Source organism: Pantoea sp. B65 (assembly GCF_047308185.1).
GTDB lineage: Bacteria > Pseudomonadota > Gammaproteobacteria > Enterobacterales > Enterobacteriaceae > Erwinia.
Genome location: NZ_JAHXPU010000007.1, coordinates 34,814 through 49,492 on the forward strand (window position 1 = coordinate 34,814; position 14,679 = coordinate 49,492).

Annotated in this window: 18 protein-coding genes; 12 read left to right on the forward strand and 6 right to left on the reverse strand. The window is 52.2% G+C overall.

Translation table 11 applies throughout. The features are described from left to right. Window positions 1-149: 149 nt before the first annotated feature. Window positions 150-443, forward strand: a complete 294-nt coding sequence (locus JWF83_RS00315) for a hypothetical protein (RefSeq protein ID WP_413647907.1) — start codon at window positions 150-152, stop codon at window positions 441-443. A gap of 44 nt (window positions 444-487) precedes the next feature. Next, a complete protein-coding gene (gene iraP / locus JWF83_RS00320) occupies window positions 488-772 on the forward strand; it encodes an anti-adapter protein IraP (RefSeq protein ID WP_413647908.1) in 285 nt (94 codons plus the stop codon). Window positions 773-883: 111 nt separating this feature from the next. Here iraP and JWF83_RS00325 read toward each other — a convergent pair whose 3' ends face one another. Both JWF83_RS00325 and JWF83_RS00330 read right to left on the reverse strand, forming a co-directional pair. Next, window positions 884-1,132, reverse strand: coding sequence for a CsbD family protein (locus JWF83_RS00325; RefSeq protein WP_413647909.1), 249 nt, complete (start codon window positions 1,130-1,132; stop codon window positions 884-886). A 328-nt stretch (window positions 1,133-1,460) separates the two neighbouring features. Then, window positions 1,461-1,784 (reverse strand): DUF6388 family protein, encoded by a 324-nt coding sequence (locus tag JWF83_RS00330; protein ID WP_413647910.1) that lies wholly within the window; start codon window positions 1,782-1,784, stop codon window positions 1,461-1,463. A gap of 159 nt (window positions 1,785-1,943) precedes the next feature. On the opposite strand from JWF83_RS00330, the gene yedD reads away from it, so the two are divergent. After that, entirely contained in the window at window positions 1,944-2,405 is a 462-nt protein-coding gene (gene yedD / locus JWF83_RS00335; protein ID WP_413647911.1) for a lipoprotein YedD, read from the forward strand. A 43-nt stretch (window positions 2,406-2,448) separates the two neighbouring features. Here the strand turns inward: yedD and amyA are convergent, their stop codons facing one another. The 4 genes from amyA to fliD form a co-directional block, all read right to left on the reverse strand. Then, complete coding sequence (gene amyA, locus JWF83_RS00340; protein WP_413647912.1) at window positions 2,449-3,933, reverse strand: alpha-amylase; 1,485 nt, start codon at window positions 3,931-3,933, stop codon at window positions 2,449-2,451. Window positions 3,934-4,070: 137 nt separating this feature from the next. Continuing rightward, a complete protein-coding gene (gene fliT / locus JWF83_RS00345) occupies window positions 4,071-4,433 on the reverse strand; it encodes a flagella biosynthesis regulatory protein FliT (RefSeq protein WP_413647913.1) in 363 nt (120 codons plus the stop codon). Continuing rightward, on the reverse strand, window positions 4,434-4,844 hold the full coding sequence (gene fliS, locus JWF83_RS00350) for a flagellar export chaperone FliS (protein WP_413647914.1): 411 nt from the start codon (window positions 4,842-4,844) through the stop codon (window positions 4,434-4,436). An 18-nt stretch (window positions 4,845-4,862) separates the two neighbouring features. Further along, window positions 4,863-6,275: a flagellar filament capping protein FliD gene (fliD, locus tag JWF83_RS00355; protein ID WP_413647915.1), complete on the reverse strand. Its 1,413-nt coding sequence runs from the start codon at window positions 6,273-6,275 to the stop codon at window positions 4,863-4,865. A gap of 266 nt (window positions 6,276-6,541) precedes the next feature. On the opposite strand from fliD, the gene JWF83_RS00360 reads away from it, so the two are divergent. The 9 genes from JWF83_RS00360 to JWF83_RS00400 form a co-directional block, all read left to right on the forward strand. Continuing rightward, window positions 6,542-7,837, forward strand: coding sequence for a FliC/FljB family flagellin (locus tag JWF83_RS00360; protein WP_413647916.1), 1,296 nt, complete (start codon window positions 6,542-6,544; stop codon window positions 7,835-7,837). 74 nt (window positions 7,838-7,911) lie between these two features. After that, window positions 7,912-8,880, forward strand: coding sequence for an HNH endonuclease signature motif containing protein (locus tag JWF83_RS00365; RefSeq protein ID WP_413647917.1), 969 nt, complete (start codon window positions 7,912-7,914; stop codon window positions 8,878-8,880). Between the two features lie 171 nt (window positions 8,881-9,051). Next, window positions 9,052-9,774 carry an RNA polymerase sigma factor FliA gene (locus tag JWF83_RS00370; protein WP_413647918.1) on the forward strand — a complete coding sequence of 241 codons (723 nt, stop codon included), beginning with the start codon at window positions 9,052-9,054 and terminating at the stop codon, window positions 9,772-9,774. Between the two features lie 44 nt (window positions 9,775-9,818). Then, entirely contained in the window at window positions 9,819-10,322 is a 504-nt protein-coding gene (fliZ, locus tag JWF83_RS00375; protein ID WP_413647927.1) for a flagella biosynthesis regulatory protein FliZ, read from the forward strand. An 85-nt stretch (window positions 10,323-10,407) separates the two neighbouring features. Beyond that, window positions 10,408-11,394 (forward strand): D-cysteine desulfhydrase, encoded by a 987-nt coding sequence (locus JWF83_RS00380; RefSeq protein WP_413647919.1) that lies wholly within the window; start codon window positions 10,408-10,410, stop codon window positions 11,392-11,394. A 60-nt stretch (window positions 11,395-11,454) separates the two neighbouring features. Beyond that, window positions 11,455-12,255: a cystine ABC transporter substrate-binding protein gene (tcyJ, locus tag JWF83_RS00385; protein ID WP_413647920.1), complete on the forward strand. Its 801-nt coding sequence runs from the start codon at window positions 11,455-11,457 to the stop codon at window positions 12,253-12,255. Continuing rightward, on the forward strand, window positions 12,255-12,923 hold the full coding sequence (gene tcyL / locus JWF83_RS00390) for a cystine ABC transporter permease (RefSeq protein ID WP_413647921.1): 669 nt from the start codon (window positions 12,255-12,257) through the stop codon (window positions 12,921-12,923). Before tcyJ ends, tcyL begins: the two co-directional genes overlap by 1 nt. After that, window positions 12,920-13,672 (forward strand): L-cystine ABC transporter ATP-binding protein TcyN, encoded by a 753-nt coding sequence (gene tcyN / locus JWF83_RS00395; RefSeq protein ID WP_413647922.1) that lies wholly within the window; start codon window positions 12,920-12,922, stop codon window positions 13,670-13,672. The genes tcyL and tcyN overlap by 4 nt, the downstream gene beginning before the upstream one ends. Window positions 13,673-13,906: 234 nt before the next feature. Beyond that, on the forward strand, window positions 13,907-14,679 hold a 773-nt coding region (locus tag JWF83_RS00400), incomplete at its 3' end, for a DDE-type integrase/transposase/recombinase (RefSeq protein WP_413647923.1).

Below are 14,679 nucleotides of genomic sequence, written 5' to 3' on the forward strand. Positions count from 1 at the left end.
TTAACTGCTGTTTTATCCGGCGATTGTCGCAATAATTATCGTTTCTTGCGGTAACAAGCGTTCCGAAACGCGGGCGACAGTGGTAGTTTCATCGCTGGCAATCGTTAAGAATGACGTGTCTGCGGGCAGCGTACAGATCGGGAGTGGATATGGCTAAGCATCCAACAGGAAAACATTTAAAAGCGGAAGTGCTGCATGAAGGCAGGCAGCTGCTGATTTATGTGGTGAAGGGGTCACGTATAGAAGATATGCCGCTGGACGATAACGACGATTATCCTGGTGAAATGTTTATGGCGTTGCCCGGGCTGAGTAAAGAGTTTGATACTGAACTCGCAGAGATGCTCGGCGAGGCGCAATCTGGCGATGTACTGGTACTGGTTTGCCCCGGCGATCAGACCTTCAGCTATGGCTATTCACGTATCAAGGCGATGAGCGTTATCTGACTGTCTGGTCAGGTCTTTGGCAAAAAAATCACAGGGGAATACCAATGAAGCAACTGGTTATCGACATTTTAATGAAGCTGGCGAAGATGGATGTAGATACCAAAGAGCTGACGGCTCAGGTTGAAGCGCAATCTTTGCTGATTGCCGCGCTGCTCCTGACCGCAGGGAAAGAGGGTTCAAATAATATTTCGCAGAATATTCAGAATGCCATTCTTACGGCAACCGAGTCTCCTGCTGAGTTTCTACAAACTGATGTTGATCTGCTGCTGACGCATGTGAATCGCCTGCTGGCGGTGACACGTTATGTTGATGAGAAATCAGAGGCATAAAGCCGCAGCCGGGTCGGATATCTGAAACGCCGGACGGGAGCCGTTGATGGCTCCCGTTCAGTGCGGCATTCATAGCCGGGTGTCAACGGCTACACCGATCTCTGGCGTGGCTTATTTGCGGCCAATAACTTTCCCAAGGACAAAACCCACGCCGACAGCAATCGCCAGTGAGGCGAGCGGAGAGCTTTGCGTTTGCTGTTTTACAGAATCGACAAGATCATCCACCGCATAACTGCCGCGCGCCAACTGCTTACGCACTTTTCCTTTCACTTCATATTCAGGTGAACGCGAGGCTTTGCCAAATTGTTCCTGACCGGCACCGATGGCTTCATCAACTTTGTCTTTTGCCTGTTCAAACATAATTTCTCCTTAATCTGTTACGTCCTCACTACGAGGCATTATTAAGGGTAGACCATTAGCTGCCGGGCGAATCACCGCGGTTGTTTACAAATGTTGCCGGGGAGAGAAAAGGGAGAAAATAAACCTCTGGAGGTGGAAATCCTGTGCCACTTCCAGAGGCCGTGCAAGCGCACGATTGGTTACAAGGGTAATACGCGATTATTGGTCGCGTATTAAAGTTATACAAAAAATAGTTAATTGTACAATTTTAATCGTCGAAATGGCGTATATTTGTTAAATAATCATTATAAATTAGCATAATGAGCAGTTTCCCTGCCCATTTCACAGCTCAGAGATCATTTTTAATACAGAACTCTTCCCATGTCATCCCCAATGCCCGGGCGTGCGAACGTAGATATTTCTCTATCGCCTGCGCCGCTACCTGTTTATTTGGCTCGGCCAGCTGGATGGAGAACAGTATCGCATCCTGTTTTTTCGCCCGCAGAAAAGCGGCATAGATGCGGTCAGCCTGAATTTCGCGCAGTTTCTCCAGTGATACCCCCATGGCCCGGGCATCCTGCTCGCTGATTTTATCCATGGCGGCATGGAAATCGGGATGCGCCTGTAAGAACATGGCGCGGGCGAGGGTGTAATACTCTTCAGGGGTTTTCATGCGGGGTTATCCTTTTGATTCAATCCGGGTAGTTTACACTTCATAAAGCGCAGATGCTTCCCCGGCGGCAGACGGAGGGAAATCTGGCGAATGTTTCTTGCAGAAATTACCGGAATGATTATACCGTACCGGCGTACGCATTGAGCTTAGGGAATTAAAATGAAGAAGTGGATTGCACTTTGTGCGTTAGCACTGAGCGGTTGTACGCAGATTACCAGTTATGATCAGGCGGTTAAGACGCCAGCACCTGCTGACCTGCAGGGTTACTGGCAAACTCTTACTCCCCAGGCGGGGTTAATCAGCGACCAGGCGGTGGCCAGCCTGATTATCACCCCACAGGGGGATACGCTGGATTGTCGCCAGTGGCAGCGGGTGATTGCCAAACCGGGCAAACTGACGGTACGCGGTGGCGAGTATGTTAACGTCAACAGACAGTTACGTGTAATGCCGCTGAAGAGGGAAGGCCAGGTATTACACTACGACAAGCTGGAATTGCAAAAAATGGAGCATCCGACCGCAGAGTGCCAACAGGCGCTGGACGCGCTGCCGGCTCAGCCAAACGCCACGTCATTGCAAAATATCGAACCGTCACTGATGAAGGTGCAAAAAATCGCGCAGTAAGCGCTGGCGATGAAGCCCGGAGAGTCTCTCTCCGGGGTGATTATCAGGCTGGCTGCGCCACCCAGACGCTCAGGCTGCCGCCATTGCAGTAAAACTGCCCGTTGCCTTGTTTATCGCAGGTAATAATCTGCTGACGATGACCCAGATAGTCATACCATTGTGAATGCGCATGATCTTCTCCCAGCGCCACGGTTTTCTCACCCTCATCACCGTTAGACATCACAACCACACAGCCGGCGAACTCCCCGGTTCCGCTGCGACTGAAGGCGATACAGTTGGGATGATCGAAATAATCGGTCTGCACCCCATGGGCATACAGCTGGCGGGCGCGGATTAACGCTTCCAGCTCGGGGATGACCGGCATCTCAATCTGGTGCGGTTCGCCATCACCGCCTTCATCCTGATAGCTGGCGCCAAACAGATCGGGATAAAATACCGTCGGCACGCCCTGTTCGCGTAGCAAAATCAGCGCGTAGGCGAGGGGTTTAAACCAGGGGGCAACCGGGGCTTCCAGCGCCTGTAGCGGTTGGGTGTCGTGGTTAGCGACAATAGTGACGGCGTGAAAGGCATCGGCAGCCACCAGCGTGTCGTTAAAGACCTGGCTCAGATCGTAATCGGCGCCCTGTTTCGAGGCGTTATGAAAATTCATCTGCAGCGGCGCATCGAATAACATGGTTTTTCCCTCTACCTGATGGATGTACTGCTGTAGTTTATCCACCTCGTGGGACCAGTATTCCGCCACAATAAACATCGGCTGGTCGGCCACTTCCTGAATATGCTCAATCCACTCTTTATAAAACCATGCGGGAATATGTTTTACCGCATCAAGCCGGAAGCCGGTACAGTGTACTTCCGCCATCACCCAGCGTGCCCAGTATTTCAGTTCCTCGGTGACCGCATGGTTACGAAAATCGATGTTGGCGCCCATCAGATAGTCAAAATTACCCAGTTCGTCGTCCACCTGTTGATTCCAGCCGTCGCCGGTGTAGTCATTAACGATTTTAAACACACCGTTTTCATCCGGATTCTCGATATGATCGACACCGCTAAAGCATTTGTAATCCCAGATGAATTGCGAGTATTTGCCGGCGCGTTGCGGAAAGGTAAAGCGTGTCCAGGCTTCGGCCTCGACCACTTCATCGTCGATCTCTTCGCGATTATCCGGATTGACGCGGTTAACCAGCACCGGCTCTTTTTCATCGGCGCCCATCTTATGGTTGAGCACCACATCCAGTAGCACGCCAAGGTTATGGGATTTCAGCGCCGCAACCGCCGCCAGCAACTGTTCCTTGTCACCATATTTGGTGGCGCGGCTGCCTTTGGCGTCAAATTCACCCAGATCAAACAGATCGTAGCTATCGTAGCCGACTGAATAACCGCCGGAGTCACCTTTGTAAGCCGGGGGTAACCAGATAGCGGTAAAGCCGACCTCTTCCAGCCATGCTGCACGTTCGGCGGCTTCGGGCCAGAGTTTGCCGCCATCCGGGTAATACCAGTGAAAGAACTGCAACAGGGTGGGATTGCGCATGCCAGACTCCATGGTTAACTAACTGAAAATCAAGTATGGAGTAAGCGGGGAGAAAAGCGCGGGCCGTAACAGAATTATTTTTACTGTCGGCCCGCTGTATAGCGTTTGTCAGGATGAGGCAAGGAAAATAATGTTTTTTAGCCAGGATCATTAGGATACAGCACATTCCCGAAAAGTTTGCCGTAAGCTGAATTAACTGATTTCTGGCGTGTGGATTGCGTAATAAGTTGTGAAAGTTCATCCATGCGCGCCTGAAGCAGGCTTTTAACTTCGGCTTCATTATCCAGAATATGACGCAATACCGGGCGCAACTGCTCCAGCGCGTGAGCACTGATCGGCGTTTTTTCGGTACTCTGCGCCAGCTTTTCAACCACACTGAGATAATGAACTTCCATTTCAATTAAGGCGTCCCATTTGCCTTCGGATGCCAGATTTAACATTGACTGGCTGATACGCAATAATTGTTGATAGATTTCGAGCAAGTGCGGTGCAATATCCATTTAAACGGCGTCCTGAACCAGTTCTGTGGAACCTGAGACTTCTTTCCAGGCATCGGCGATATTACGTAATAACGTTTCAACTTCCTGAATAGCATCGGCATCGTTCCGCAGGTTAGCCTGCAGTAAGCGATGTACCATATAAGTATAAAGTGAAGCTAAGTTCTCAGTAAGCTCATCACCGCTGGTTTCATCCAGGCCGACGCGTAAACCATTCTCGATAATGTTAATCGCTTTCGACAGCGATTCACCTTTGCCGACAATATTACCGTCCAGCAAAAACAGACGGGCGCGGACCAGGGCGCTAAGCGCCCCATCAAAAAGCAGTGTCATCAGCTGACTTGGGTTGGCGCTCATTACTGCGCTTTCTACGCCTATTTTTGCGTAGGCTTTGGTGCCATTTGCGCTATACATTATATCCTCTCTTTATCACTAACTGCTGCTCGAACTGCTGTCTGAACTGCTGAACTGCTGAGTTAGATAATCACTGGTGGTGTTTAACTGACTAATCAGTACGTCCAACTGGGTAAATTGTGCTTTGTAGCGCGCCACAATATTGTCGATACGGGTGCTCATTGCGTTGTACTGATCGGTTAAATCATTCAACGTAGAACTCACGCCATCGGTTGCTGCCTGCAAAATGCCGTCGTCGGCTAACCAGCCGGTCAGGCGGGTAGACATGGTGGTAGCAATACCTGTAGTGCTGCCATCACCAATAATCATCTCTTTAATGCCGTCCGCGTCGCTTGCCAGAGCTTCTTCAAGGGCATCAGAATCCAGTTCCAACTGGCCGGTGCCGGTATCGGTAGTGATACCAATTTGCGACAGGCTCTTAAATGTTGATGAGCTGGAGGCGTTGGTTAGCAAACTTTTTAACTGGGTCTGAATGGTACGCAGGGTACTGTCACCAAGCAGTGCGCCATTGCTGCTATCCTGTTCATCAGTACCAGCATCGACAGCAGTATATTTCGTCAGGCTGGAAAAGCTGTCCTGCAGAGTGTTATAGGCATCAACCCATTCGGTGATGGCATCTAACGCTTCGGAGGTGTCTTTGGTGACGGTCAGCGTCTGGTTACCACTGGTAACATCAGACAGCTCAAGCGTAATTCCCTGGATCACTTCGGTGAGAGAATTACTGCTGCTTTCAATTGCCACATTGTTTACGGTTAACTCGGCATTCACCGCTTCAACGCTTTCGGTCATACCATTGCTACTGGCGCTGGCGTCATAACCGAGGAAACTCTGTAGTGTACTGTCGCCACTGACGCTAATGCTCATGGCGTTATCAACGCCGGTATCGTCGGAAGTGACCGACAATACGTAGCTGCCGCTGGATACCTGAATAATACTGGCGGTTACGCCGGCATCGGCTGCGTTGATAGCATCACGGATACCGGTTAATGACGAATTCGCCGCCGTCAGATCGATGGTTACCGCGTCATCGCCATTATCCTGTTGAATGGTAATGGTGCTGGCCGAGCTGGCAATGGCGGTGGTTTTATCGGTTTTGCTGGCTGACGTCAGGGTTTGTGCGGTGGCCAGCGTTGACACACTAATGGTGTATTTCCCGGCGACGGCATCAGACCCCGTTGTTGCGCTAAATGCACTTGAGCTACTGGTTGCGGTTGCTGCGGAAAAAGTATCCGCGCTGGCTAGTGTATCCGTGGCAGTCTGAAATTTTTCCAGGGCGCTTTTCAGAGTACCGTAGGCACTGAGTTTTGCTGTGTACGACGTTTGCTGGTCGGAAATCAGAGTGAGTGGGATCTTTTCTGCTGTTTCCAGACTGTCAAGAATAGTTGTTAGATCCAGTCCGGATCCGATACCCAGGGTAGATATACTAGCCATGATGGTTTCCTTAATTTGTCACGGTAAGAATGCATAACGTGGGTTATCGGCAATTGATGTGTGAAGTTTACGATTATTTATGCGGCGTTAATAAAGCGAATAACGGTAATAGAGAAGGGTATTTCTAACGGTAAAAAAAATGGTGGGATAATAAAAAAATTCTAAAGGTTGCTGAGAGGTAGACGATAACAACTTTGACGGCGCTGAAGCCGGCGGGTTGAAGCCCACACCTTAACCGATAGACTTGAATTACAGGAAAATTAATCATGGCACAAGTCATTAATACCAACAGCCTCTCGCTGATCACTCAGAACAACATCAACAAGAACCAGTCTGCTCTGTCTACTTCTATCGAGCGTCTGTCATCTGGTCTGCGCATCAACAGCGCAAAAGATGACGCAGCTGGTCAGGCTATTGCCAACCGTTTCACTTCTAACATCAGCGGCCTGACTCAGGCGTCTCGTAACGCTAACGACGGTATCTCTGCAGCACAGACTACTGAAGGCGCGCTGTCAGAAATCAACAACAACTTACAACGTATCCGTGAACTGACCGTACAGGCTCAGAACGGCACTAACTCCGATTCCGACCTGACTTCAATCCAAGATGAAATCACTTCACGTCTGTCTGAAATTGACCGCGTATCTGGTCAGACTCAGTTCAACGGCGTGAACGTACTGGCAGAAAACGGTAGCATGAAAATCCAGGTTGGCGCAAACGATGGTGAAACCATCTCTATCGACCTGAAGAAAATTGACTCAACCACTCTGGGTCTGGGCGGCTTCTCTGTTGGCGGTAACGCAGTTAAGGTTGGCGATTCCCTGAGCGAAATTGGCGACGGTTCTGCCGCACCTGCTGCAGTAGACCTGTCTGCTGTTGCCACCACTCTGTCTACTGCAACCGGTACTACCGTTAGCTCTGACAGCCTGAGTCTGCACAACCTGCAGGACAGTACTGGTGCCGCAACCGCTAACTATGTGGTGAAATACGGTAGTGAATACTATGCCGCGTCTGTTGACGATACCACTGGCGACGTGACTCTGAACACCGTAGATGTAACCTACGATGATGATGACAACGGCGTTGCTGCCGCCACTCAGACTGGCGCACTGCTGAAAGTTGCAACAACTGAAGCGGGTGTTAACACTGCTTACACTACAGTTGATGGTAAAAACTATGCTGTTACCGGCGGTCTGGTCAACGGCGGCGCTACCACCACCTCTGAAACTGTAACGGTTGAACTGAGCGGTGCTTCTGCCACGGCTGAATTCGAAGGTGCGGCAACTGCTGATCCACTGGCACTGCTGGACGAAGCGATTGCTGAAGTTGATACCTTCCGTTCAAGCCTGGGTGCGGTGCAGAACCGTCTGGATTCTGCAATCACCAACCTGAACAACACCACCACTAACCTGTCTGAAGCGCAGTCTCGTATTCAGGATGCTGACTACGCGGTGGAAGTTTCTAACCTGTCTAAAGCACAGATTATTCAGCAGGCGGGTAACTCTGTGTTGGCGAAAGCTAACCAGGTTCCACAGCAGGTTCTGTCTCTGCTGCAGGGCTAATCGGTTTCACAAGCCAGTTAAAACATTCAAACCCCGCCGCTTTGGCGGGGTTTTTTTATCTCTGGAGTGTCCTTATGCGCTTCAATTATGACTTGTTACCTGGGCAGCTGTTGAGCTTTGAGGAGATTGCGCTGCGTTATGCGCAGCGCTACCCCGAAGAAAAAGAGCTGACGGCGCGCGGATTGCTGAGTCCGTCGACAGTGAATCGCCATCTGGTGATTCGTGCGGTATTTGCCCATCAGGAGTCCAACGGCCCGCTGGAGGATCTGCTCTTTGTCGCTGGCGATAATGAACGTAAAAACTATCTCCGCCGCTTTGAACACTATCTGAAGCAGCAACAATCTTTCCTTTATTTACGTCGTGGGGAGGCGGGCGGTAAAGATAATCGCTGGAAAGTGATGGGGGAAAGCCAGGTTTGGGCCATGCTCGATCCCACTTCCGCCGATACGCAGAACCTGCTGGCCAGCCGCGGCTATAAGCTGTCGTTGATGCGGCAGGAGGGGGAAGAGGAGTACTGGCAGTTGTTTAATCCACAATTGCATCCTTGTTTTAACCATTCACGGCGGGTGCAGTTTATCGTGGTGCTGACGACGCCGTTGCTGACGCCGCCAGCGGCGGTGATTGCCGGTACTCAGGTCGGGCGGCGGGTGAAAGTCAAAGTGTGGCAGCATGCGGTTCAGGCAGAGTTTACCAGCGCGGTAAAGGCACGCTATGGCGCCTGTGTGATCACCGGCACCTTGCTCACCCCGCATATGCCTTATCCATGGCTGGAGGTTTGTCATATTGATACGCGTGAAAATGAAGAGGGATTTCTCATCGATAATAGTGTCGATAACGGCCTCTACCTGCGTAGTGATTTGCAACGCCTGTTTGCCAGCCGGATGATTAGCATTGACGCCACCCGCGGTACGGTACGATTTCGTCAGGCGATGCAGCAGGATGAAATACTGAGTCAGTTCTGGCGTGAAATAGACGGTAAAGTCTGTGCGCTCTGGGACGCGGTGCCAGCAGCCACGCGCGCCAGGCTCGATCTTCTGCGTTAGGAAATACTTCTCCACAGGGCGGGATCCCCGCCCTGGTTTGCGGATCCCGCGACGATCGCTGGATCGGACAAATCTTAAATAAACCGCCTTTTTTATCCTTATTCCGCCAATCAATATCCCTACAGAATCGGATAATCATGCCGATAACTTAATTAACGCAGGGTAGTCATAGTGAACGATTTATATACCGCCGAAGGCGTGATGGATAAACATTCGCTGTGGCAGCGATACGTACCGTTAGTGCGCCATGAAGCATTGCGCCTGCAGGTGCGGCTGCCAGCCAGCGTCGAATTGGACGATCTGCTACAAGCAGGAGGTATTGGTCTGTTAAATGCCGTGGAGCGCTTTGATGCGCTACAGGGGACAGCCTTTACCACCTATGCGGTGCAACGAATCCGGGGAGCAATGCTGGATGAACTGCGCAGCCGTGACTGGGCTCCTCGTAGCGTGCGTCGTAACGCTCGCGAAGTGGCCGGTGCGATGCATCAGGTCGAGCAATCCTTAGGGCGATCGGCTACCGAGCAGGAGGTTGCGGAGCAACTGAACTTATCGCTGGAAGAGTATCGACAGATACTGCTGGATACCAACAATAGCCAGCTTTTTTCCTACGACGAATATCGTGAGGAACACGGCGACAGCGCGGAATTGGTGACAGAGGGGCATGAAGAAGCTAACCCACTGCATCAGTTGATGGAAGGGAATCTGCGTGAACGTGTCATCGAAGCGATTGAGGCTTTGCCGGATCGCGAAAAGATGGTGCTGACACTGTATTACCAGGAAGAACTGAACTTGAAAGAGATTGGCGCGGTATTGGAGGTCGGGGAATCCCGGGTCAGCCAGCTGCACAGTCAGGCGATTAAACGCCTGCGCGCCCGGTTAACGGGAGCGCGCTGACATTGTCAGTTCTCGCTTTCAGAAAACTAACCGGGGACTCACTAATGGGATCCAAAACAAAAACAAGGCCATTAAGCCGATATTTGAAAGACTATAAACATAGTCAGAGCCACTGTTCCCATTGCGGTAAAGTTTTAGACAGAATGGCATTAGTTTTTCGTGGCCAGATAATAAATAAAGAGGCCATTGCCCGGATGGACCAGCTGATTGATGATCAAGTCTGGTTTAAATTGCAAAATGAGCTTACAGCGCTGTGTCGCTTTTGTAGTGATATTTTTTGCAATACCCATCCTAATTATTTCGACATCATGGCGTTCAAACAGTATCTGTTTGAGCAGACCGAAATGAGTCATAGCACCATTCGCGAGTACGTGGTGCGCCTGCGCCGCCTCGACGATATGTTGTCGGCGCGTAATTTCCCGGCAGATAAACTGCGGGGCAATAGCTGGCGTGAATGCCTGGAAAACGACCTGCCGGATGCGGGTCATGATAACTACCGCATCGCGCTGCGCAAGTACGATCAGTTCCTTGGCTGGCAACGTAATTAGCACTCTTATTAAATGGAAGATGACCAAATGGTCATCTTCTGCAAAACTGTAAGGATAACTGAAAACAGTTTCTGCGGAGGCTACGTTGTCCTTACACCATTTGATGCAATTTCCCCGTCTCGAATTTATTGGTGCCCCTACGCCGTTAGAGCACCTTCCGCGTTTTTCTGACTACCTTGGCCGCGATATTTTTATCAAGCGTGATGATGTCACGCCGCTGGCGTTTGGCGGCAATAAACTGAGAAAACTTGAATTTCTCGCCGCTGATGCGTTGCGCCAGGGGGCCGATGTGCTGGTCACCGCCGGCGCCATCCAGTCGAACCATGTGCGTCAGACCGCCGCCGTTGCCGCTAAACTGGGCCTGAAATGCGTCGCGCTACTGGAAAATCCGATCGCGACCGCCGCCGAAAACTACCTGAGTAATGGTAACCGACTGCTGCTGTCATTGCTGGACTGCGAAGTGGTGATGGTCGATGCGCTGGATGCGCCAGACCGCCAGCTGGAAGAGCAGGCGACGCGGCTGGAAGCGCAGGGCTTCCGTCCTTATGTGATCCCGATCGGTGGCTCCAATGCGCTTGGTGCGCTTGGCTATGTCGAGTGCGCCCAGGAGATTGTCCACCAGAGTGAAGGCGTAATTGATATTGCGGCGGTGGTGGTGGCCTCCGGCAGCGCCGGTACCCATGCCGGACTGGCGGTTGGGTTGGAGCAGCTGCTACCGGATACCGAACTGATTGGCGTTACGGTATCGCGCAAGATTATCGATCAGTTGCCAAAAGTCGCGCGCCTGCAACAGTCACTGGCGCAATCGCTGGAGATTAACGCCACGGCGGCGATTACGCTATGGGATGACTACTACGCTCCGCAGTACGGTATGCCAAATGAAGAGGGGATGGAGGCGGTGAAGCTGCTGGCGCGTCTGGAAGGGATTATGCTGGATCCGGTCTACACCGGCAAAGCGATGGCGGGGCTGATTGACGGGATTGCGCAGCAGCGCTTCCGTCGTGAAGGACCGATCGTCTTTGTGCATACCGGTGGAGCACCGGCGTTATTTGCTTATCATCCTTCGGTCTAAATCCGTTACGAAAAAGAGTCTATAATCCGGGCGGTTACATTAATAATTAAAGGGGTTGATATGAAATTTTCTCTGCTACGTCGCCAGCTGGTGATGGGGGTGATGGCAGTTGCACTGGTGGCCGGCTTTAATGCCCAGACCTTTGCCGCTGAGAATTTACTGAATAAAGTGAAACAGCGCGGTTCGTTGCTGGTCGGTCTGGAAGGCACTTATCCGCCATTCAGTTTCCAGGACGAAAGCGGCAAGCTGGCCGGTTTTGAGGTCGACTTCGCGAATGCGCTGGCACAGCATCTGGGGGTTAAAGCCAGTCTGAAACCGACCAAATGGGACGGAATGCTGGCATCGCTGGACTCAAAACGTATTGATGTGGTGATCAATCAGGTGACCATCTCCGACGAGCGCAAAAAGAAATATGACTTCTCTACGCCTTATACTATTTCCGGTATTCAGGCGCTGACCAAAAAACAGAACGCGGCCAGTATCACTAAGCCGGAAGACCTGAATGGCAAGAAAGTCGGCGTTGGCCTTGGTTCGAATTACGAGCAGTGGCTGCGTGAAAATGTCAAACAGGCGGATATTCGTACCTATGATGATGATCCGACCAAATATCAGGATCTGCGCGTCGGTCGTATTGATGCCATCCTGGTTGATCGCCTGGCCGCGCTGGATCTGGTGAAGAAAACCGGTGATACCCTCGCTGTCGCGGGGCCGGCATTCTCCCGCCAGGAAGCCGGTGTGGCGATCCGTAAAGGTAATGACGATTTGGTGAAAGCCATTGATGGCGCGATTGCGGATATGCAAAAAGACGGAACGCTCGCTAAGCTGTCGGCGAAATGGTTTGGCGCGGACGTCACTAAATAATGCAAGAGAGCATTCAACTGGTGCTGGATTCAGCACCTTTTTTATTGAAAGGTGCCGTCTTTACGCTGCAACTGAGTATCGGCGGCATGTTTTTTGGCCTGGTGCTCGGTTTTATTCTGGCGTTAATGCGCCTGTCTCCCTTCTGGCCGGTAAGCTGGCTGGCCCGCTTTTACGTCTCGATTTTCCGCGGTACGCCGCTGATCGCCCAGCTGTTTATGATCTACTACGGTCTGCCGCAGTTTGGTATTGAACTGGATCCGATTCCTTCGGCGATGATTGGCCTGTCGCTGAATACCGCCGCCTATGCTTCGGAATCATTACGCGGCGCCATTGCGGCCATTGAGCGTGGTCAGTGGGAAGCCGCCGCCAGTATCGGCATGACGCCCTGGCAGACGCTACGGCGGGTGATCCTGCCGCAGGCGGCGCGGACCGCATTACCGCCGCTCGGCAACAGTTTTATCAGTCTGGTGAAAGATACCTCGCTGGCGGCAACGATTCAGGTGCCGGAACTGTTTCGCCAGGCGCAGTTAATTACCTCGCGTACGCTGGAAGTCTTTACCATGTATCTTGCGGCCTCGCTGATTTATTGGGTGATGGCGACGCTGCTGTCGGCGCTGCAAAACCAACTGGAAAACCATGTTAATCGTCAGGATCGGGAGTCAAAATGAGCGCCATCGAAGTCAGTAAACTGGTGAAGCAGTTTAACGGCCAGACGGTGTTGCATGGCATCGATCTGCAGGTCAGTTCCGGTGAAGTGGTGGCGATTATCGGCCCCAGCGGATCGGGGAAAACCACCTTGCTACGTAGCATCAATCTGCTGGAGGTGCCGGATAGCGGCACTATTAAGGTGGGTAATATTCTGATTGATGCGGCGGTTTCCCTTAACCGGCAGAAAGAGAAAGTGCGCCAGTTGCGTCAGCAGGTCGGCTTTGTCTTCCAGAGTTTTAATCTGTTTCCTCATCGCTCGGTACTGGAAAATATTATTGAAGGGCCGGTTATCGTTAAGGGGGAGAATAAGGCTGAAGCGGTGGCGCGTGCGCGTCAGCTGCTGGAAAAAGTGGGTTTGCAGGGTAAAGAGCAGAGCTATCCGCGACGTTTGTCGGGTGGGCAGCAGCAACGCGTGGCCATTGCCCGTGCGTTAGCCATGCGGCCTGAGGTGATTCTGTTTGATGAACCCACTTCGGCGTTGGATCCTGAGCTGGTGGGCGAGGTGCTGAACACCATTCGCGCCCTGGCGCAGGAGCGGCGTACCATGGTGATTGTCACTCATGAGATGAGTTTTGCCCGCGATGTTGCCGACCGCGCGATATTTATGGATCACGGTCGTATTGTTGAGCAGGGGCCGGCAAAAGCGCTCTTTGCCGATCCACAGCATGCACGCACCCGTCAGTTTCTGGAAAAATTTATCAATAATTAGCCGGTTTAGCGGTGAATTCCGCCCCCTACGCTTATCTGCCTCCCCCCTGTAGCTACCGTCTTGAACGTCAAGCGGTAGCTACATAGTTTGCGTCCCATGGCTCCCGTCCCGAAGGTGGCAGCAGTGCAAACCATTGATACGGGCGGCATTTAGGTACAAACCGGTCACATGGGTAACACTTTAGACCGGGCACATGGGTAACAGTTATAACTGGCATAGCGGAGGAGACTCACTATGCCCTGGACTGAGACTGTTATCATGCAACGCCTCGAATTCATCCGTGCCTGCCATGCAGGCACTCATTCTTTTGCTTCCCTTTGCCGCCAGTTCGGCATCAGCCGTAAAACCGGATACAAGTGGCTTAACCGTTTTCAGCACGATGACCCCCTGTCTCTGGCTGACCGTTCCCGTGCACGTCTTACGCAGCCGCACCGCATCCCACCCGATGTCGCCCGGCAGCTCATCGACCTCAGGCTCACTCATCAGGACTGGGGGGCCAGTAAAATCCGTCAGTGGCTCCTGAACCACAACGTAAACTTTGATGTCCCGGCCGGCAGCACTGTCGGTGACCTCCTCAAACGCGAAGGCTTAATACCTGACCGTAAAAAGCGCAGACGCACACCGGGCAACGTGCAGAAGCTGACCGATATCCGTCACGTTAATCAGGTCTGGAGCGCTGACTTCAAGGGCCGCTTCCGGCTACTGGACCGCAGCTACTGCCGTCCCTTTACCCTGACCGACAACCACAGCCGCTACCTGCTGGCATGCGAGGCTGGCCAGGCGGAAAGTACGGTGTTCGTTCGCGCCTGTCTGGAAAAGGTCTTCAGGGAGTGCGGGCTGCCGGAAGTACTGCGTACGGATAACGGGGCGCCTTTCGCCGGTTCAGGCATCGCCGGACTGAGCCAGCTCAGCGTGTGGCTGATAAAGCTGGGTATCCTGCCGGAGCGCATCAGGAAAGGTCACCCGGAGCAGAACGGACGGCATGAGCGGATGCACCGTTCGCTGAA